Source organism: Ruegeria sp. CDSC085 (assembly GCF_059610465.1).
On the sequence record NZ_JBXWNR010000034.1, the window covers coordinates 1 to 17,229 of the forward strand.

The following is a 17,229-nucleotide window of genomic DNA, read 5'->3' on the forward strand; positions in this document are numbered from 1 at the left end:
ATCAATCCAGACAGATGAGCCAGATCCTCTCTTAGATTACGCCGCCATCTGTCCCAAAATCCCTGACGACGGACACGTTGGAACAATTCGACCGTCAGGCTCCTCTTTTGCCATGCCAAGGCCTAGGTAAGCTGTGTCAAAGTCAACCTTTCGGACTGTTTGGTCCACCTCGAAGGGATTTACGACCTCGTCGATGATGAGGCTGTATCCACTAAGTAAGTGATCGACTTCGATGGTTGGTTTGCCGTCGCTGTCGAACTCAGTACATCTCGCAACGCCGGTACTCTGGGTCGCCAGAGTTCCGAGCCGGTAGAATAGTTGATGAGTACAAGCAATTGACTTACCCGCCCGGATCAACTTTTCGCAGTGATCGCGTTTGTTGCCGCCGTTGCAAATAGGCTGTGTCAGAATGAAATCGGAACCCGTTCGGGCACCATTGATGAACCGTTCCACCTCACTTAGATACGGAACAACGGCTATGTATTTTTCCGGCTTCTTGAAGTTGCGGTTGATTTCTGTGGATTTGCCATACCCACAAGGTTTGTCGACAATAGTGATGTGGGGCATTCAAACCTCCTGTGTTTGGTCCATTGGACCAGTTTGGGGAATGTGCTCTGTTGGATACCGAGCAAATGGAATTGCCCCGTTGGGGCGACTGGGAGGAAATCCCGGTGAACACGCAATGGATAAACTAGAGGGATCAAAAGCCCTCTTTTTAGTACCTTTGCTTACAGGTCATCGTGATTTAGTGTTTATTTACTTATGCTTACTTGCTACTTACTCCACTCGCATTGGAGTAAAGGAAGGCCAAGTCGTCTAAGTGACCCGATCAACAATGACCAAGCGAAACCTGTATGCTCAACTGAGGGAGGGGTTTTGCTCGAATGAGGCAGTGGTAACGCTTGTTAGTTCACAAAACGGAGGGTTAGCGCCTGTGTGTTCACAAGAGGAAGGGTTAATGCCATTTCCAAATGTGTGCGGGACAGAAAGCCAGCCACGGACAGCCAAAAAGATCGGGGAGCGGCGTTGTCGCTTGATATGGAGTAGGGTGGTCAAAAACTGACGCATCGAGAGACTACGACCACCCTGCACAGCATCACGCCGATTTACGCATGTTCGACGGCTGCCAACTTTGCCACGATGTCATTGGTCTGCAGGTGGGTGTAACGCATCAGCATCCGCAAATCCCGATGTCCGCTGATCATTTGGACTTGCGCCAACGATAATCCGCTTTCCACAAAGCGGGACACCGCCTCGTGTCGAATGTCATGAAATGTAAGGTCTACCACGCCTGCCCGGTGCCTGAGGCGCTCAAAGGCTAATCGCACAGAATTACCAGACAGGGGCAAACACCGGTCGTTCCCGCGTGGCAGGTCCATCAAAACGGCAACGGCATTCGGGCTGAGAGGCACTGTACGGGCGCGACCGTTTTTGGTTTGAGGCAAGAACACTGTCCGACGCTCAAGGTCTACATGCTTCCATTGTATCGACAGCAATTCCCCTCGGCGCATCCCGGTCGCCAAAGCAAGCGTCAGCAATGGCCTCATCAGCGGAGACCGAGCTTGGTTCACTGCACCCAACAAAGCCTGCCATTCTCCTTCATGCAATCGCCTCTCGCGGCGGTTATCAATCTTTGGTCTTCGGACAGGCTTGACCGGGTTTCCTTGTGGCAGGTTCTGCCCCCAATCCTCACAGGCGACATCAAGGGCGTGCTGCAACCAACCCAGTTCCCTCACCACAGTCGCCGCCTTCATGGATTTAATGCGCTGGTCACGATAGTGGGTAAAGTCAGCGGATCGCAGCTTGCCGACCTTCCTGCTGGCTAACTTGGAGCATTTACGCAGGAACCCGTTGATTGCATAACTTTCATTGTCCGCGCACCGTTTCTCGCTCGTGATGTAATCTCGGTATTTTCGCAACACTTCACCAAGTGTCATCTCGGATGCGTTCACACTGAGGTCTGGGGTTAGCAATCCCCTGTCGGCGCTCAACTCCGTCTCACGAGCCCACTTAGTCGCATCAGCACGCTTTAGAAATGACTTGGATCGGGATTGCCCGTCCTTCCGAACCGTCGCCTGCCACTTTCCACTAGGCCGTTTTACGATTGTTGCCATGGCCCATATCTCCTGTGTTGGAGACATCTTTTCTGTCTAAGTGCAGCGGAGGCGCAGCGGACACAGTTTCATGCGCAGCACAGCAAAAGGTGCTAGTCGCGTAAGACCTTGATACAATGTGGGGAAAGAATGGTGGGTGATGAGAGACTCGAACTCCCGACATCTTCGGTGTAAACGAAGCGCTCTACCAACTGAGCTAATCACCCGTGACGCTGCATTTAGCCAAGCCTGCGGGCGGGCGCAAGAGGGTCTGGAAGATTTTCTTGTTTTCCTTGATCAGCAGCCGACCAACGTTGCTTCGTATGAGCGGTCGACTGAACATACGTGTACTCAGGACCCCTCTCAGGCCAAGGAGTGTGTAACCCAATTCCAGGCAGATCGACAGCAAATGTCGCGCTGAACTTTCGACCCATCATGTGTAAATGGCCAAAGGCGCTTGCGCGCCACCTGTGGCGTCCGATATTCCCGGAGAAACTGAAACGATCCGGTCGGGAGTATACATGACCCTATCCTTCGGCCGCCGATTTTGGATGGTGGCACTGGTCTTTGGCATATCGGCGCTGGCCCCAATCAGGGCCGGTGCCGAAGGCATTCTGGTTTTTGCAGCGGCCAGCCTCAAGACCGCTTTGGATGAAATTGTGGTGGGGTATGAAAACCAGACCGGCCAGAGAGTTACTGTTTCTTATGCGGCGTCGTCGGTTCTGGCGCGGCAGATTCAGCAGGGCGCACCTGCGGATATGTTTGTCTCGGCCAACACGGATTGGATGGATGTGTTGGAGCAGGATGGTCTAATTCGGGCAGATTCTCGAGTGGATTTGCTGGGCAACTGTCTGGTTCTGATCGGGTCTGAAGATCGTGTCGAAATGGGCGAAATCCAACCGGGCTATGACCTCAGGGCGGAATTGAAAGATGGCTATCTGGCCATGGCACTGGTTGATGCGGTGCCTGCCGGGATTTATGGCAAAGCTGCTTTGCAGAGTCTGAACCAGTGGGAAGCTGTGCGGAATCAGGTGGCGCAGGCCGACAATGTTCGCGCTGCGCTGGCTCTTGTGGCAGCAGGGGCCGCGCCATTGGGGATCGTGTACCAATCAGATGCCAAGGTGGAGGAAAGGGTCCAGGTCGTTGCGACTTTCCGCGCCGACCTGCATCCACCGATAATTTACCCTGCGGCACTGACCCACAATGCAAAAGAAGGAGCACACGCTTTCCTTGAACACCTGAAGACGGATGCTGTCACGGCTGTATTTCTGGAGCAGGGATTTACCCTGCCGGGCAGGTGATTGCCTTGGATTGGTTAGGGCCTGCCGAAGTTGAAGCCTTGAAACTTTCACTGCGCGTGTCCTTTTGGGCGACGCTGGCGACTTTGCCGTTTGGGATATTTGTCGCTTACGCTCTGGCCCGCTGGCGGTTTCCCGGGCGACAGGTTTTGAATGGTCTGGTGCATTTGCCGCTGATCCTGCCGCCGGTTGTCACCGGATACCTGTTGTTGCTGACCTTCGGCATTCAAGGGCCACTGGGTCGGATCTTGGCCGAGTTCGGGATCGTAGTGGCCTTTCGCTGGACAGGTGCAGCCCTTGCCGCCGGAATCATGGCCTTCCCTTTGATGGTCCGGGCGATACGTTTGTCGATCGAAGCGGTGGACCCGAAGCTGGAACAGGCAGGAGCAACACTGGGCGCGTCGCGCCCGATGGTGTTTTTTACCGTGACCTTACCGATGATTCTACCAGGGGTCATAGCCGGGTCTATTTTGGCTTTCGCCAAGGCCATGGGTGAATTCGGTGCGACGATCACTTTCGTGTCCAATATTCCGGGTCAGACGCAGACATTGCCTTCGGCTGTTTACGCCTTTTTGCAGGTTCCAGGCGGCGAGGCCGCTGCGACGCGGCTGGTTCTGATCTCGATCGTCATCGCGATGAGCGCGTTGTTGCTTTCAGAATATGTGGGACGCCGCGCCGCCGCGCGGGTGGCCGGATCATGAGCCTGTCTGTTCGGTTGCACCACCATCTGTCAGGGATAGATCTGGACGTCAGTTTTGATGCTCCCCCGGGCGTAACAGTGCTTTTTGGGCGCTCCGGATCGGGCAAGACCACCATTGTCAACGCAGTCGCAGGGTTGCTGCGGCCCGAGGCGGGACGTGTGTCTGTGGATGACTGGGTTCTGTTCGACACGGAAAAGGGGCTCTGGCTGCCGCCGCATCGACGTCGATTGGGATATATTTTTCAGGAAGGGCGGTTGTTCCCTCATCTGACCGTGCGTCAGAACCTTGCTTATGGGCGATGGTTCGCGCCGAAGAATACACGACGCGAAGACCCCGACAGGGTCATCGACATGCTGGGCATCGGTCATCTTCTGGACCGCAGACCTGCCGGGTTGTCAGGCGGTGAGAAACAACGCGTCGCCATCGGGCGGGCCTTGTTGGCAAGCCCGCGATTGATCCTGGCAGATGAACCTCTGGCGGCACTGGATGATGGGCGAAAAGCGGAAATCCTGCCCTATTTCGAGCGTCTCAGGGATGAGGTTTCGGTTCCGATCCTCTATGTGACGCACTCGGCTGCTGAAGTGGCCCGATTGGCAACGTCCGTCGTTGCGTTGCAGGATGGCAAGGCCGTTCGTCATGGGCCCGCATCCGAAGTTCTTGCCGACCCGTCTGTGGCCCCTACGGGTGTCCGTGCCGTCGGGGCCGTGTTGCAGGTTCAGGTTGCAAAGCATCATTCCGATGGGCTGACGGAATTGAATGCCAATGGCGCACGGTTGTTTCTGCCTCGCATTGCGCATGAGATCGGAGCTAACTTGCGTATTCGTATTCCTGCGCAGGAAGTGATCCTGTCGAACAAAAAACCCGAGGGGCTTTCGGCGCTGAATGTGCTCAGCGGCACTGTCGAAGAGATCCGGTCGGGCGAGGGACCTGGTGCGATCGTGTCCGTAAGGACCCCTGCGGGCAATGTGCTGGCGCGGGTCACGCGTCGATCTGTTGCGGCCCTTAACCTGCAACCGGGCAGCACATGTCATGCGGTGATCAAGACGGTTGCATTGGCCCCGCAGGATGTCGGCGGACATATTGTGGCCGGTAGTTAGTCTCGGGCGAGGGCGCGAGCTTCGTGTTCGCGCAGTATCAGACGAGCCGCGCGCCCGAACCCGGTATGACCCGGGGTCGGCCTGTCCGGGAATATTGCGGCCAGCTCCCGCAACGCGTCAGAGGACAAGGTATACAGCGCCTCTTCCCCCAGAAACAGGCTTTCGGCCAGCGCTCCGTTGGCGCTCAGGATTTCGTGTCGGTCCAGCAGGACGTGGAGATATTCGATGGCTTCAACAGATGTATCGATGCCAATGCCGGGCCATCCGCACAGGTGTTTGGCGGCAACCAGGGCTTCGGATGCGCTGAAAAGCAACTCGACCTTCGGGCCCTTTACCAGAATTCTGTGCTGTTGCGACACGAGAAGGTCGCGAGAGGGTTCGTTCGGCCCCAGACTGCCCGCTGAGATACGAACGGGGCGCATAACAGGTTCATCGCATAATCGTTCGCGTGGAATCGTACTGCTTTCGATCCAGCGGATGGGTTGCAGACCGTTATCCTCGGTAGCCACCTTGTGACCTACCTCCAGCGTTTCAATCGCAGTTGGGCCGTTTTCAGTCTCAATCAGAGTTCCGGCCGCAAAACAGACGCCTTCAATCCTGATGACCACTTCCACCGGGTCCGGTGTGCCGGTGAATGGAAGGGTGAATGGGCCGACTTGCGTTGTACCCGAGACGCTGATGAAGAAAGAATCGAAGACAACTTCGCCTTTGTCGAGACCATCGAAAAATGTCGGGTCGACGGTATAGGTCCACTCTCCTGTGTTCGGGTCGATCGAGGCGGTTCCGTTGGCGGGCTGTGCCGCTATCGTCCAGGTTTGTGTGACCGGATTGAAGTTTCCATTGTCCAACGTGGGTTGTCCCGTCTCCACGTTGGGCGGGAAACCAGTCACATCCCCGGTCAGTTCGCCTGTGATCGGAACTGAAACCAATTAACCCTCGCCTTGCTGCAACACGCGTTCAAATTCCTTCTTTCGATACAGGCGCATGTGAACTTCGCCTGCTTCATCCCGCGTCCATTCGACAATCCGATTGCGTGTCATGTCACTGTCCATCCGGTTGGTGCGCACACGCTGGTGCGGGATCTCCTGCTTGAGGATATCAACAATTTGGCTGGTCTGTCCAAACGGGGCCACCAGATCGATGATCCAGAAAGAGGGCCCGCTGGTGAAATCCGCGTCTGTGAGGGGTTTTCCTTTTACTGCATAGCGGTGCTCGACCTCGGGGCTGAGCCCGGCGAACGTGACAAAGCCTCGGGGGAATCCGTTCTGTCGGAAGATATGGTACTGGCCCAGGCGAAACGGGGTTTCGAACGCATACAAAACCTGTGCCAGACTGCGTTTCTGATGTGTTGTCGTCAGCCCTGCCAGATAGAACATTGCTCCCAGATCCGAGTATTTCTCAGGCGGGAAATCAAACCAGTCTTTTGGAAACGTCTTGCTCAAAGAAATGCCCAACAGTGCAACGGGATCCAAAAATTTACAGAGAGTGTAATGCTTTCCTGCAATTTGAGTAGAATTAATTCGCTGTTGTGGTCAGTGTTACAGGTTCGTTGGCATGTCCCGCTTTACTCGCAGGTCCTCCCGGCTATGTTATTGGTATCGGCCCCTTGTTTCGGGATATCTGGATTATGCGTTTAGTAAAGTCTTTCGCTGCTGCTGCACTTTTGTTGATACCTGCAATGGCCGAGGCTGTTGGGTTCGGTCTGTCCGTTCGACCGCAATTTCGCACGGAAATCACTCCGATGCCGGACGGTGTCTATGAGGTCAAGGCCATCGGATCGTCGGCGCCCGTGAACTATTGGTGTGGGATCGGGGACTATGCGATCCGCTCGCTGGGCGTGCCAAACAACCAGCGGATCTATATCTGGCGCGCCTATGAACCCGGTGTCCGGACCGTGCAATTCTCGCTGACCCCGCCGCCGGGGGCGGATACCAAGCCCGGGTATTCCATCACCGTCAGGAAAGTTGGGGCAAATATGTCGGCGTCGTCGGCGCAGAACTACTGCTATGACAATTTCATCATGGACACGTTCTAAGCGTCACACCCATTTCGCCAACGGCGGCAGGCTCATCAGAACCGCGTCCGGGTCATGTCCGGTTTCCAGTCCGAACTTAGTGCCGCGGTCATAGACCAGATTGTATTCCGCATAAAGACCGCGATGCACCAACTGTGTGTCTTTGTCGGAGTCCGAGAAACCCTGTACACGCCGTTTTTCAACCAATGGCAGGAAAGCCGGCAGGAAAGCCCGACCGATATCCTGCGTCAGGGCGAAATCCGCCTGCCAGTCTCCGGTGCAATAATCATCCATGAAAATACCGCCTACGCCGCGTGCGCGTTTGCGGTGGGGGATATAGAAATACTCGTCTGCCCACTCCTTCAGACGTGGATAATGTCCGGGGCCATGCGGGTCCAGATGAGCCTTTTGGGTCGCGTGGAAATGCGCCGTGTCTTCATCATACTCGATGCAGGGGTTCAGATCTGATCCGCCACCAAACCACCAGGCGTGCGGGGTCCAGAACATCCGAGTGTTCATGTGCACCGCTGGAACATGCGGGTTCTGAATATGCGCCACGAGGCTGATCCCCGAGGCCCAGAAACGTGGGTCTTCGGTCATCCCGGGAATGCCTTTGCGTGCTGCCATTGCCTGTTGTGCACGCTCGCCCAGGGTCCCGTAAACTGTCGAGACATTGACCCCGACCTTTTCAAACACACGCCCGCCTCGCATCACGGACATCAGACCGCCGCCTGCGTCAGAGCCGTCTTCGGACTGGCGTTTGGTTTCCTTCACTTCAAACCGGCCGGGTTTCATGTCGGAAAACGGGCCGGCATCGTGGCTGTCCTCCAACGCTTCGAACGCGGCAACAATGTCGTCGCGCAATTGGCAGAACCAGGCAGAGGCGGTGGATTTTTCTTTTTCGAACATGGGTCTTAATGCGCAGGTGCGGCAACAGGGTCAAGCAATGTGCGGCCGCCGTCGATTGTCAGGATCTGGCCGGTGATGAATCCGGCTGCATCCGATGCCAGGTACTGCGCGGTTTCCGTCAATTCGGTGGCCGACGCGATGCGGGCAAGCGGTGTGTGCTTTTCGATATCGTCGCGGAAGTCTCGGTTCTCTCTCAGCGTCGATTGCAAGGATGCACTCATAACCGAGCCGAGCGCAATCGAATTGACCCGGATGCGGTTCGGCGCTAGCGCCACGGCCAGTGAACGTGTCAACTGATCCAACGCGGCGGTCGACACGGAATAGGCCATCAGGTCCGGATGCGTGCGCCGGGCTGCGATTGAAGACAGGTTGATGATCGATCCTGCCGGGCTTTCATCGTCATCCCCGGACTGTTTGATCATACGCTTTGCAACCAGTTGGCTGAGCCGCAGCGCAGGCATCAGGTTCTGGTTCAGCAAGGTGCGCATCGAGTCATCATCAGGGTCCAGCGGATCAGACTGGATCACCTGGCGCGCGCCGTTGATCAGAATATCCACCTGATCAAACGCATCCAGTGTTGCCGACAGTAAATTGGCAATGGTCAGCTTTTCGCGCAGATCGCCTGCGAAGTAGCGAATATTGCCGTCCTCTGCCTGTTCGCCAACCTCATCGACCAGGCTTTTTTCATCAATATCGGCGAACATGACGTTTGCGCCCGCATCTGCGAAATGCCGTCCTATGGCCAGCCCGATGCCATTGGCCCCGCCTGTAACGATTGCTGTCTTGCCAGCGATGGAAAAGGACATACGAATCCTCCTGAATTGGGGGCAGGTTAGCGAGCCTTAGCGTCGAGGGCGAGTGGCCTGAAACACCTTGAACCGGTTGTCGCCGGCGACTTCATTGACCTGAGTGAATTGTTCGTTCAGCGTTGTCTCGTATGGAAGGTGGCGATTTGCCACCATCCATAGGGTCCCGTTGCGGGTCAGATTTCGCGCGGCAGCGATGATGAACCCCTGGCCCAGCGTTGGATCCGCGCTGCGTGAGGTGTGAAACGGAGGGTTCATCACCACCGTGTCTATAGGCTCTGGCGCAGTCCAGGTGACGGCGTCGGCCCAATAAAACCTGGCCTTCGGGTCAGATGCGTTGATACGCGCGCAGTTGAGGGCCAGGTTGTCTGCTTCGACAAGGTGCACCGATTTCACAGTGTCGCGCTTCAGGATCTCTGCGGTCAGATACCCCCATCCTGCACCCAGATCCGCCACGTGAGGCCCCAGCTTGGCGGGCAAGGCGTTCAGCAACATAGCCGAAGCGGGATCAATCCCGTCGGCTGAAAACACACCCGGTGCCGTGTGGTATCCATCGACCATCTGCGTCTTTGGCGCGGCCCAATCCGCGAAGGTCTGTGTGTCAGCCTGAAACCAGAAAATTTTACCGTGGGCTTTGGATAGAGGCCCTTCGACCGAGGTCCTTTTGCGTACATCTTTCAGAATGCTGTCCACACCGTCGGTCTTTGCGCCATCGATCACGACAACGCCTCGGGCTCGTGAACTGGCCAGATGGATCATCGCCCGCGCCAGCGCCTTGGCGCGCGGCAAAAACACAATGGCATCCTGACAGGGGCCGTCTGTTTCTGGCACCGTGTCAAAGCCCTGCGCAGCAAAATGGTCGTGAAAAGGTTTGAACGGTTGCACCACCTGCGCCCCCTGGGGAAGCACTGACAAATCATGGTCTGGTACGGGGCAGATCACGCTAAGAGGCAGCGACAGCGACAGGCCGTTTTGCAATGCAAGTTCCAGGCGAGGGGACATGGGCGATTCCGGCAGAAAGTGGGTGAGCGTCAGGCGAAAAGCCTTATTCTTCGCGTTCCATGGTGCATTGCAGCGGGTGCTGGTGCCTGCGGGCAAAATCCATCACCTGGCCAACTTTGGTCTCGGCAATCTCATGACTGAAGACGCCGACGACGGCTACACCTTTTTTATGCACGGTCAGCATGATCTCGAACGCTTCCGCATGGGTCATGCCAAAGAAACGTTCCAGCACATGAACCACGAACTCCATCGGCGTGTAATCGTCGTTCAGCAACAGCACCTTGTACAAAGGCGGACGCTTGGTTTTAGGGCGCGTCTGCAGCAGGACGGACGCGTCGCTGTCGTCGTCCGGTTCGTCAGACATCATCCAGGTCTTTTCCAGCATCGTAGGCAACGGTCCGATTCAGGCTTGGGGTTTATCTCCGCGCTTATATAACGTGGGGATGGCCGGTGAAAAGAGCAAGCGGACGTAAACAAGATGACTGACAGGCTGACGACAATCGGTTTCGATGCGGATGATACCCTTTGGCACAACGAGCGATTTTTTCAGCTGACGCAGGCGCATTTTGCTGAATTGCTGGCCGAGCATGCCGACCGGGACCATCTGATGGAGCGGCTTCTGGCGGCCGAAAAGCGCAACATTCGACATTACGGTTATGGTATCAAGGGCTTTGTCCTATCGATGATCGAAACCGCTATCGAGGTCACTGACGACCGTGTTCCGGCCTCGGTCATTCGCCAATTGATCGAAGCCGGCCAAGAAATGCTGGCCTATCCGATCGAGCTGTTGCCCCATGCCCGCGAAGCCGTGGAAGGCATGACCGACTTGTGCAGGGTTGTCTTGATCACCAAAGGGGATCTGATCGATCAGGAGCGCAAACTGGCTCAGTCGGGTCTGGGCGATCTGTTCGACGCGGTGGAGATCGTGTCTGAAAAAACCCCTGACACATACCGGTCCATATTTGACCAACACGGTGACGGCCCGGCGAGTGCGATGATGGTTGGCAATTCCATGCGATCTGACGTTGTGGCTCCGATTCAGGCTGGAAGCTGGGGGGTTCATGTCCCGCACGGCCTTGTCTGGCAGGTGGAGCATGCTGAAGCCCCGGTCGACAGTCCCCGATTCCGGGAGTTGAGGGATTTGGGCGATCTGGTCGATCTGGTGCGCAGCCTGAAGTGATGTTGCCTTTTGGCCGCAGTTCCACGAAAACCCTGCCGGGTGTTGACCCAGTTCTGCCTCAATCGCGCATCTGGTGTGCTTTGGGCAGTATCTGTCTAGATATAGCCCTGTTCGGGCGGCGTAACGAAACCGCGAAATGTTCAGCTTTCGGTTTATTTCACTAGGTCTCTGTGATAGTCTATACGATAATAAAACAAAATTTGCTGACCGGGAAAACCCGGCGGCGCGAGGCAGACAGAGGCAAATACCGTGCAGATTCGGCGGACAGTTCCGGCCCGAATGGGCTTATTCCTTATAGCGTTGCTAAGTGTGCTGGCGTTTGCGCCGCTCAAATCCATGGCGGCACCCTACGCTGCGATGGTGATCGATGCCCGAACCGGAGAGGTTCTGCATTCGCGTAACGCTGACACTCGGTTGCATCCGGCGTCGCTGACCAAAATGATGACGCTTTATGTTGCGTTCGAAGCCGTGCGAAACGGTGAAATCACGTTGGATACCCAAGTTCGGATCACCAAGAAGGCAGCGGCCGAGCCGCCGTCGAAGCTGGGCCTGCGCTCGGGTCAGACGATTGCATTCCGGTATCTGATCCGTGCGGCAGCCGTAAAATCGGCCAATGATGCGGCCACCGCCATCGGGATTGCCATCAGCGGGTCCGAGGCGGCCTTTGCGCGGCGCATGACCCGTACCGCGAAAGCAATGGGTATGGGCCGCACGACCTTCAAGAACGCCCATGGTCTGACCGAGTCGGGGCACCTGTCCACCGCGCGCGACATGACCACGCTGGGGCGGCATCTGCTGTATGATTACCCGCAGTATTACAACCTGTTCTCGCGGCAATCGACGCATGCTGGGATTAAGACCGTTCCCAACACCAATCGCCGCTTGCTGGCCGCCTACAAAGGGGCTGACGGTATCAAGACCGGGTATACCCGTGCGGCGGGCTTCAATCTGGTGGCGTCGGCGAAACGCAAGGACGAGCGCATCATCGCAACCGTCTTTGGTGGAAAATCCGGTGCCTCGCGCAACGCCAAGGTTGCAGAGCTTCTGGATATGGGTTTCCGTCGTGCCCCGTCGCGCGCACCCATTCGCAAACCGGCACGCCCCGCTTATGCGGGCAATACCGGGCTGGGTGGCAATACGCAGGTGGCAAGTGTGAGCGGCGCGCCAAAATCCAGCCTGCGCCCGATTGTACGGCCAACTGCGGCAACGCAGGTGGCAAGTGCTGTTGCGGCGGCAGCCGATCAGAACAGCGATCGCATCACCAGCGGTATTGCGGCGGCCATTGCCGAAGCGGATATCGCGCCTACTGCCCCGCCTGTCGAAACCTCAGATACCCGTCCGGCATTGCGTCCGGACAATCTGGTGCTGGCGTCGACCGAAACCTCCAAACAGCCAGAGCCCGAGCAGGAGGTCGTCACCCGCCTGTCCTCGTCCGGTGGTCACCTGTGGGGCGTCAATGTGGGTCGCTACACCACGCGGTACGAGGCCGAGAAGGTTTTGCTGAAGACTGCATTGTCGGAAATGACCACGCTGGAAGGCACGCTGCGCAAGGTAAACCAAAACTCGCGTGGTTTCGATGCAACCTTTCAGGGCATGACCCGCGAACAGGCTGATCTGGCCTGTCGTCGTCTGCAGGCCCGCAACGTCACCTGTTTCATGATCGGGCCGTCATAAGGTTCGGCATATTCTCTCCTGAACGGGTCTGGGCTGCGGTGTTCCGCAGCCTTTTTTTCAGTCGAAAACGTGACCGTGCTGGTATTGTTCATCCTGTCCGGCGGCAGCCGTCAGGGCGGCGACGTTGTCCTTGGTGAAGAACCCGTCGTATTTGTGACACCGCTCGATATACTCGGTAATCAGCAGGGTGTGCTTCGAGTGTTTCGAGAAGATCTGTTTCAGGTTCGGGTCATCTTTGCACTCACCCACCACATGGGCTAGAAACGGCACGCCCTTGTCCTTCAAGGTGTTCACCACGAAATCGACGTTCTTTTCCCTGGCGCCGTGATCGCCATCCTGAATCTCTACGGCCATGTGGTGTAGACGGCGGCCAAAATTGCGCACGAAATCTTCGGTCGGCATTGGCAGTTTGGCGAAGGAATTGACGAAAGATGGCGTGTTGTTTGCGGTGAAAACCTTTGCCGGAGACTTTTTGTCATCGTCCACGTTGCCGCTGCGGTTCACGTTGGTCGATGAGTTCATGTCGAATATGTTGTAAGCACCCCAGAAATAGTAGGGCACCATGGTCAGGAATTCGAGGATCGCATCCTCGCGCTCACCCGCCAGCACCCGGGTCGCAAGATGGTCGATTCCCAGCATCAGCGGGGCGATCCTGCTTTCGGTTCCGAAGGCGGCGGCCCGTTCCAGACGGGCCTGTTCCGTATTGCTCAGCAACACGCGATCCCCAAGGCCCAGACTGTCGGTGTCGTTAAAGTCGTGGGTCGAATACCCAACCCGGTTGCAGGTAAAGTCCGACGGCGTGGTGAATCGGAATCCGTCTGATGTGTAGAACGGGTTCTCGGTGTCGCCGGAATACTCGAAGCGTATGTTCTGATCCTCAAGTGCTCCGGTCAGCGCGTCCAGATCACTGGCAGCGAAAACCTCACCTACATAACGCGTCTGAGGCATGTTGCGCGCCAGCGGGTACATGCGGTTGATGCGGGGGATGAAATCTTCAAATCCGGGGCTGAGCGGGGCCATCAGGATAAGCGCGGGATAGTCGGGATGCGAATGCAGAACCGAAAATCTGTGGGTCTGCCCCAGATAGCTGGCGGTGTGCCGATAAGGCGTCATCACGTAAAGCTCGACTATTGTGTCGAACAGCGCACCGGGTTCGACCTGAATGATAATGGCCTTCATTGCGCCAACCTGATCCGCGATGCCCGAGCTTGTCCGGCGTTGATATATCTTCGGAAGGTACTCATTGAAGAAGTCCGAGTTCTTCTTGTCGCCTCGGGGCTGATAAGACATCAGATCAAATGACATTCCACGACCTCCTTGCACGTGCCCGCTGTGGGTCAATGCATTGTTTGCAATTATGGTATTCAGAATATGCGTTTGCCCGTCATGCTAAGCGCTGAGACCTGCACGGGCAACAGTCGTAACATTGGGCTGCTGGTGTTAACGCATGATGTTCAGCGGGTGAATTTCGTCACCTCTACACCGCCCCCGATCAGGCTTTCGCGAACTGAGCGGGCAATCTGAACGGCAGTCGGCCCGTCCCCGTGAAGGCAAATCGTGTCGATGGATGTCTCCAGCCGCTTGCCGCTTTCGGTGATGATCGCGCCTTCACGCACCATGTTCAGGATGCGTGGTCCGGCGACATCCGCGTCGTGGATCACGGCTCCGGGCAGGCTGCGGTCAACCAATGTTCCGTCGTCATTGTAGGCGCGGTCGGCAAAGATCTCGCCCACCCAATTGCAGCCCAGCTCGCGCACGGCGTCTTCCTGTTTCGTCACGGCAAGAACCATCACGATGATGTCAGGGTCGACGTCCAGCGCGCCCTGATAGCAGGCCCGCGCCATATCAATATCAACCGAACACATATTGGCCAGTGCTCCGTGCAATTTCAGGTGCCGTACTTTAGTGCCGACCGCTCTGGCCACGCCCATCGCCGCACCCAATTGATACCGCACCAGATTGCACAGGTTGCCTTGGGACAGCTTCATGTTCCGGCGACCAAAACCTTGCAGATCGGGAAACCCGGGATGCGCGCCGATGCCGACACCATTCTCGGCCGCCAGCTTCATTGTGGATGCCATTACATCCGGATCACCTGCATGAAAGCCGCAGGCAATATTGGCGGAGGTGATGATTTTCAGAAGGCTTTCGTCATCGCCCATTTTCCATGGGCCATAGCTTTCCCCCATATCGGCATTCAGATCGACGCTTGGCATCGGCACATCTCCTCAGTCGGTGGCAGAGATCACTCCGCTGATCAATTGGTAGGACAACAGGTCCGGGATGTCATGCGGGTCACGCACCAGCGCCTCGACTTTTGAGGGCAGGCGGGCAAGATCCGCCAGGAATGCCGAGTGCAAATCGGTGGCCTGATCCAAGCTCACAAATTCGAACGTGATCGCTCCGCCAGCGGGCGTCTGCGCTGCGCGGGGCATGTCGCAGGGCAAAACGGTCGCGATGCGAGGGTACCCTCCTGTGGTCTGGCATTCAGGCAACAGGATGAACGGATCTCCGGTTCCGGTCATCTGGATGTCGCCCGGGGTGATCACCTCGGACAAGATGTTCAGTTGGCCAGTGGCCGCGAACCCGTCGCCGTCACTGTCCACTTGCATTCCCATACGGTTGGCGCGGGCGCCACGATGGAATGAGGTGTGGAGAAATCGATCAAGCGTTGCGTCATCAAACAAGGACGTCTGAAAACTGGCGACGACGCGTAACACGCCACCCGAGAAGCGCTCGGAAGGGGTCAGTTTCAAACCTGCGTCGCCTGCACCCGGACCACATGTCAGCCTGTCGCCTGGCTGCACTGCTCGCCCGATCCGTGCCGTCAGGTGCGCTGATCTAGATCCAAGAAAAACCTCTGAATCGATACCGCCCCCCAAGTGAAGATAGCCGTAATTGCCTTGCAGGGCCGCACCGATGATCAGCCGTTGTCCGGGCTCCAAGCGATGCGAGGCGTTCCAGGCCACGGGGCTGCCATCAATACTGGCCTGCATCCGCGCACCAGTCAAAGCGATGCGCATGTTCTGTGTGGCCTCAAACTCGCCACCCATTCCGGCCATTTCCAGCGCGGCGAGTTCCGGGCTCTGTCCCAGCAACGCGGCCCCTTCAAAAAGGGCCAGTGTGTCGGCAGCACCAGACCGGGACAGGCCCTGGTCCAGATAACCAATGCGCCCCTGGTCCTGGATGGTGCAAGTCGGGCCGATCTGGTTGACGATCAGGCTCATGGCGCAATCTCCTCGCAGGTTGCCCCGCCCGTGCCATCCTCATTGTTGGCCTTAATGTGATCCAAGTCTTCGCGGGAAACGGGCTCGAACATCAGTTCATCCCCGGGGTTGAGGGCGAATGCCTCACTTGTCTCAGGTCGGAAACACCGAAAAGCCGTCTGCCCGACATGTCGCCACCCGGTTGGCGTCGGTCCGGAAAACAGCACAAACTGAGATATTGCAAGAACCAGAGCGCCTTCGGGCACCATGGGGGTCAGGTTTTGCAGCCGCGGAATGTTGAACTCCGGGGGCAATGGCCCAAGGTAGGGTTGCCCGGGGGCAAATCCTATCGTCAAAACCCGCACGCGGGACTGGCCAAGCCGCCGTATCGCTTCTGCCGGTGCGAGACCGGCAGCAGCAGCGGCATCGTCCAGCTGAGGCGCAAGGTCGGTGCCATAGACCGTCGGTATGCGCCATAGCCTGCGGCCAGTTGGAAGCGGCGTATTGTACCAGTCCCTTTGGCCAACCAGGTCCTGAAGCTTGTGCAACATCTGCTGATGGGTGGTGCGTTGCGTGTCGAACCGAACATACGCCGAGGCCAATGAGGCTGAAGACTCTGTGACCTCTGACCACTGAAGCCGATCCACTTCAGATCGGAACGCCAGCGCCGCTCGGTTCGCGGTCTCAGACATTGTGTCCGCAAAAGTTACAAGCGCTCCGTCAAACCCGACGGTTCTGACCAAAGGGAACGGAAGGTGACGTGCCATGCCTGTCTCGCTACTGAAGCCGAAAACGAATTGCCGGGACCAGAGCGCATCCCGGAGAGATGTGCAAGATAGGTGATCAGAATGCAGGCCCACTGAAGGCGCGGTCGGACTTCTTAATGTCTGGTTGTCAGACTCGCCACGGTTCGAAATCTGATATTTGAGGGATTCCATGCTGAATCCGTTAAAGTCAGCGAGTCGACTCGCTGATTTGAGTCGCGCAACCTTGTGTCCAGCATTGGTCAAATCCCAATATATAGTAGTGTCGCCTTTTGCCTTTGGTGCTGATCCGTGGTCACCCGATGGGAAAAGTCCGGGTCAGCAGGTATGAGGTGGCCTTTGAGGTTCTTCACTGCATTGACTTTAAACAATTTTTTGGGGTGCTTCAAAAAAATGCTCAGCGGCGTCATTTTCCACTTGCGGCTTTGTCGGGTTATACTTAGAACCCCCTTCACCGGCGCTGCTGAGGCGGTGCTGACGGGCTG

19 protein-coding genes and 1 tRNA gene are annotated in these 17,229 nt (G+C 56.9%); 6 read left to right on the top strand and 14 right to left on the bottom strand.

All coding sequences use genetic code 11. The annotated features are described in order from the left end of the window. Positions 1-36: 36 nt before the first annotated feature. The 3 genes from AC2FJB_RS22205 to AC2FJB_RS22215 all read right to left on the bottom strand — a co-directional run bounded on the left by AC2FJB_RS22205 (position 37) and on the right by AC2FJB_RS22215 (position 2,320). A complete protein-coding gene (locus tag AC2FJB_RS22205; RefSeq protein WP_496721055.1) occupies positions 37-567 on the bottom strand; it encodes a hypothetical protein in 531 nt (176 codons plus the stop codon). A gap of 539 nt (positions 568-1,106) precedes the next feature. After that, positions 1,107-2,114 (bottom strand): tyrosine-type recombinase/integrase, encoded by a 1,008-nt coding sequence (locus AC2FJB_RS22210; RefSeq protein ID WP_496721057.1) that lies wholly within the window; start codon positions 2,112-2,114, stop codon positions 1,107-1,109. A gap of 130 nt (positions 2,115-2,244) precedes the next feature. Beyond that, a tRNA-Val gene (locus AC2FJB_RS22215) sits at positions 2,245-2,320 on the bottom strand. 294 nt (positions 2,321-2,614) lie between these two features. On the opposite strand from AC2FJB_RS22215, the gene modA reads away from it, so the two are divergent. From modA to modC, 3 genes are read left to right on the top strand one after another with little or no spacing between them, the layout of a single operon-like run. Then, on the top strand, positions 2,615-3,394 hold the full coding sequence (gene modA, locus AC2FJB_RS22220; protein ID WP_496721060.1) for a molybdate ABC transporter substrate-binding protein: 780 nt from the start codon (positions 2,615-2,617) through the stop codon (positions 3,392-3,394). Positions 3,395-3,399: 5 nt separating this feature from the next. After that, positions 3,400-4,092 (top strand): molybdate ABC transporter permease subunit, encoded by a 693-nt coding sequence (gene modB, locus AC2FJB_RS22225; RefSeq protein WP_117872975.1) that lies wholly within the window; start codon positions 3,400-3,402, stop codon positions 4,090-4,092. Next, the gene (gene modC / locus AC2FJB_RS22230) at positions 4,089-5,189 is read left to right on the top strand and encodes a molybdenum ABC transporter ATP-binding protein (RefSeq protein WP_299901467.1); all 1,101 of its coding nucleotides are present in this window, start codon (positions 4,089-4,091) and stop codon (positions 5,187-5,189) included. The genes modB and modC overlap by 4 nt, the downstream gene beginning before the upstream one ends. On the opposite strand, the gene AC2FJB_RS22235 is transcribed toward modC, so the two are convergent. Continuing rightward, on the bottom strand, positions 5,186-6,118 hold the full coding sequence (locus AC2FJB_RS22235) for a Hint domain-containing protein (RefSeq protein WP_117872333.1): 933 nt from the start codon (positions 6,116-6,118) through the stop codon (positions 5,186-5,188). The genes modC and AC2FJB_RS22235 overlap by 4 nt on opposite strands. Then, a complete protein-coding gene (locus AC2FJB_RS22240; RefSeq protein ID WP_299901472.1) occupies positions 6,119-6,631 on the bottom strand; it encodes a toxin-activating lysine-acyltransferase in 513 nt (170 codons plus the stop codon). Positions 6,632-6,816: 185 nt separating this feature from the next. Here AC2FJB_RS22240 and AC2FJB_RS22245 point away from each other — a divergent pair, with 185 nt between their 5' ends. Then, positions 6,817-7,224: a hypothetical protein gene (locus AC2FJB_RS22245; RefSeq protein WP_117872977.1), complete on the top strand. Its 408-nt coding sequence runs from the start codon at positions 6,817-6,819 to the stop codon at positions 7,222-7,224. Positions 7,225-7,227: 3 nt separating this feature from the next. Here the strand turns inward: AC2FJB_RS22245 and hemF are convergent, their stop codons facing one another. The 4 genes from hemF to clpS are packed head-to-tail and all read right to left on the bottom strand — an operon-like array spanning position 7,228 to position 10,305. Beyond that, positions 7,228-8,112, bottom strand: coding sequence for an oxygen-dependent coproporphyrinogen oxidase (gene hemF / locus AC2FJB_RS22250; RefSeq protein ID WP_496721063.1), 885 nt, complete (start codon positions 8,110-8,112; stop codon positions 7,228-7,230). Positions 8,113-8,117: 5 nt separating this feature from the next. Next, positions 8,118-8,918 carry an SDR family NAD(P)-dependent oxidoreductase gene (locus AC2FJB_RS22255; RefSeq protein WP_299901477.1) on the bottom strand — a complete coding sequence of 267 codons (801 nt, stop codon included), beginning with the start codon at positions 8,916-8,918 and terminating at the stop codon, positions 8,118-8,120. A 36-nt stretch (positions 8,919-8,954) separates the two neighbouring features. Beyond that, positions 8,955-9,920: a class I SAM-dependent methyltransferase gene (locus AC2FJB_RS22260; RefSeq protein WP_496721065.1), complete on the bottom strand. Its 966-nt coding sequence runs from the start codon at positions 9,918-9,920 to the stop codon at positions 8,955-8,957. A gap of 43 nt (positions 9,921-9,963) precedes the next feature. After that, positions 9,964-10,305 (bottom strand): ATP-dependent Clp protease adapter ClpS, encoded by a 342-nt coding sequence (gene clpS, locus AC2FJB_RS22265; protein ID WP_117872341.1) that lies wholly within the window; start codon positions 10,303-10,305, stop codon positions 9,964-9,966. 93 nt (positions 10,306-10,398) lie between these two features. Here clpS and AC2FJB_RS22270 point away from each other — a divergent pair, with 93 nt between their 5' ends. Then, entirely contained in the window at positions 10,399-11,100 is a 702-nt protein-coding gene (locus AC2FJB_RS22270; protein ID WP_496721067.1) for an HAD family hydrolase, read from the top strand. Positions 11,101-11,379: 279 nt separating this feature from the next. Beyond that, entirely contained in the window at positions 11,380-12,774 is a 1,395-nt protein-coding gene (locus AC2FJB_RS22275) for a D-alanyl-D-alanine carboxypeptidase family protein (RefSeq protein ID WP_117872345.1), read from the top strand. 57 nt (positions 12,775-12,831) lie between these two features. On the opposite strand, the gene AC2FJB_RS22280 is transcribed toward AC2FJB_RS22275, so the two are convergent. The 5 genes from AC2FJB_RS22280 to AC2FJB_RS22300 form a co-directional block, all read right to left on the bottom strand. Further along, positions 12,832-14,079, bottom strand: coding sequence for a hypothetical protein (locus tag AC2FJB_RS22280; RefSeq protein ID WP_496721069.1), 1,248 nt, complete (start codon positions 14,077-14,079; stop codon positions 12,832-12,834). Positions 14,080-14,228: 149 nt separating this feature from the next. Next, positions 14,229-14,990 carry a LamB/YcsF family protein gene (locus AC2FJB_RS22285; protein WP_496721071.1) on the bottom strand — a complete coding sequence of 254 codons (762 nt, stop codon included), beginning with the start codon at positions 14,988-14,990 and terminating at the stop codon, positions 14,229-14,231. A 12-nt stretch (positions 14,991-15,002) separates the two neighbouring features. Further along, positions 15,003-16,001 (bottom strand): 5-oxoprolinase subunit C family protein, encoded by a 999-nt coding sequence (locus tag AC2FJB_RS22290; RefSeq protein WP_496721073.1) that lies wholly within the window; start codon positions 15,999-16,001, stop codon positions 15,003-15,005. Further along, positions 15,998-16,747: a 5-oxoprolinase subunit B family protein gene (locus tag AC2FJB_RS22295; RefSeq protein WP_496721075.1), complete on the bottom strand. Its 750-nt coding sequence runs from the start codon at positions 16,745-16,747 to the stop codon at positions 15,998-16,000. Before AC2FJB_RS22295 ends, AC2FJB_RS22290 begins: the two co-directional genes overlap by 4 nt. A gap of 239 nt (positions 16,748-16,986) precedes the next feature. Continuing rightward, on the bottom strand, positions 16,987-17,229 hold a 243-nt coding region (locus tag AC2FJB_RS22300; RefSeq protein ID WP_496721077.1), incomplete at its 5' end, for a hypothetical protein.

Coding starts and splice junctions, on each gene's coding strand:
- AC2FJB_RS22285 (WP_496721071.1), bottom strand. CDS start 14,990: ATGCCAAGCGTCGATCTGAATGCCGATATGGGGGAAAGCTATGGCCCA.
- clpS (WP_117872341.1), bottom strand. CDS start 10,305: ATGCTGGAAAAGACCTGGATGATGTCTGACGAACCGGACGACGACAGC.
- AC2FJB_RS22290 (WP_496721073.1), bottom strand. CDS start 16,001: ATGAGCCTGATCGTCAACCAGATCGGCCCGACTTGCACCATCCAGGAC.
- AC2FJB_RS22280 (WP_496721069.1), bottom strand. CDS start 14,079: ATGTCATTTGATCTGATGTCTTATCAGCCCCGAGGCGACAAGAAGAAC.
- modA (WP_496721060.1), top strand. CDS start 2,615: ATGACCCTATCCTTCGGCCGCCGATTTTGGATGGTGGCACTGGTCTTT.
- AC2FJB_RS22210 (WP_496721057.1), bottom strand. CDS start 2,114: ATGGCAACAATCGTAAAACGGCCTAGTGGAAAGTGGCAGGCGACGGTT.
- AC2FJB_RS22245 (WP_117872977.1), top strand. CDS start 6,817: ATGCGTTTAGTAAAGTCTTTCGCTGCTGCTGCACTTTTGTTGATACCT.
- hemF (WP_496721063.1), bottom strand. CDS start 8,112: ATGTTCGAAAAAGAAAAATCCACCGCCTCTGCCTGGTTCTGCCAATTG.
- AC2FJB_RS22205 (WP_496721055.1), bottom strand. CDS start 567: ATGCCCCACATCACTATTGTCGACAAACCTTGTGGGTATGGCAAATCC.
- AC2FJB_RS22260 (WP_496721065.1), bottom strand. CDS start 9,920: ATGTCCCCTCGCCTGGAACTTGCATTGCAAAACGGCCTGTCGCTGTCG.
- AC2FJB_RS22295 (WP_496721075.1), bottom strand. CDS start 16,747: ATGGCACGTCACCTTCCGTTCCCTTTGGTCAGAACCGTCGGGTTTGAC.
- modC (WP_299901467.1), top strand. CDS start 4,089: ATGAGCCTGTCTGTTCGGTTGCACCACCATCTGTCAGGGATAGATCTG.
- AC2FJB_RS22275 (WP_117872345.1), top strand. CDS start 11,380: ATGGGCTTATTCCTTATAGCGTTGCTAAGTGTGCTGGCGTTTGCGCCG.
- AC2FJB_RS22255 (WP_299901477.1), bottom strand. CDS start 8,918: ATGTCCTTTTCCATCGCTGGCAAGACAGCAATCGTTACAGGCGGGGCC.
- AC2FJB_RS22270 (WP_496721067.1), top strand. CDS start 10,399: ATGACTGACAGGCTGACGACAATCGGTTTCGATGCGGATGATACCCTT.